Origin of the sequence: Corallococcus llansteffanensis (genome assembly GCF_003612055.1) — a bacterium.
GTDB classification, from domain to species: Bacteria; Myxococcota; Myxococcia; order Myxococcales; family Myxococcaceae; genus Corallococcus; species Corallococcus llansteffanensis.
Map to the genome: position 1 here is coordinate 1 of NZ_RAWB01001052.1, position 1,176 is coordinate 1,176.

At 69.6% G+C, this 1,176-nt stretch carries 1 protein-coding gene; it reads right to left on the reverse strand.

The genetic code is table 11. The features are described from left to right. Positions 1 to 100: 100 nt before the first annotated feature. Positions 101 to 1,117, reverse strand: coding sequence for an alcohol dehydrogenase (locus D7V93_RS43260; protein WP_120648697.1), 1,017 nt, complete (start codon positions 1,115 to 1,117; stop codon positions 101 to 103). Between the last annotated feature and the right edge of the window lie 59 nt (positions 1,118 to 1,176).

Consider the following 1,176-nt stretch of genomic DNA (forward strand, 5'->3'; position numbering starts at 1 on the left):
AGGGACAGCGCCGCGAGGCGGAGCAGTGGACGGGAAGGGGACATGCGCAAGCATTCCCACCCCAGCCGTTCCCGGGCAAGCGCGAGTCCTCCTTTGCGCCTCAGCGTATCTTGAGCACGACCCGGAACCGGGCCTTGTTGCTCATCATCCGCTCGAAGGCCTCCGCCGCGCGGTCCAGGGGGAACACCTCGTTGCGCGAGCGCACCCCCGCGAGCGCACTGAACTCCATGGTCTCTTGCGAGTCCTGGGGCACGCCGCTGGGCCAGCCCTGGATGCGCGTGCGCTTGCTGATCATGGACAGGCTGCTGACGGGGATGGGCTCCGAGCCCGCGCCCAGCAGCAGGAGGGTGCCGTTGCGCCCCAGTCCCCCGAGCAGCTCGCCCGCGAGGCTGCTGCTCGAGGCGGTCATCATGATGACGCGCGCGCCACCGAGCTTCTGGAGCGCCTCGGCCGCAGAGCCCTTCTCCGTGTCGATGTACTCCTGCGCGCCCAGTTCGAGCGCCAGGGGTCGCTTGTCCGCTCCGCGCGAGATGGCGGCGGTGCGGTAGCCGAACTTGTGGGCGTACTGGATGGCCAGGTGGCCCAATCCGCCAATGCCTTGCACCGCCACGAGGTCCCCTGGCCGCGCCCCCATGTTGCGCAGCGAGTTGTACGTGGTGACGCCCGCGCAGAGCAGGGGAGCGGCATCCTCGGAGCTCATTCCCTCCGGGATGCGGGCCAGCGCCTCCTGGGGCGCGACCAGGTACTCCGCATAGCCACCGTCGTAGCTGATGCCGCAGATCTGCTGTTTCTCACAGGTGACGAAGTCGCCGCTGCGGCACGCGACACACTGGCCGCAATGGCCTCCGTGCCAGCCCACGCCGACGTGCTGGCCTTCCTTCCACGCCGTGACGCCAGGGCCTACCCGGTCGATGCGGCCCACCACCTCGTGGCCCGGCACGCGGGGGTATTGGATGGGCATCCAGCCTTCCTTGGTGATGGCATCGCTGTGACAGACGCCACACGCCTCCACCGCGAGCCGGACCTGTCCCGGCCCGGGCTCGGGGACCTCGCGCTCGACCGTCTCGAGCGGACCGCCCGCCTTCAGCACCTGCACCGCCTTCATCTTCCTGGCCATGGCATCTCCTCGGAGGGAGGGATGGGGATGACGCGGTGCGGGCGCACAAAGAGTGCGGG

What these genes read in the sequence shown, in the direction of transcription:
- D7V93_RS43260 (WP_120648697.1), bottom strand. Translation starts at nt 1,117, where the DNA reads ATGGCCAGGAAGATGAAGGCGGTGCAGGTGCTGAAGGCGGGCGGTCCG.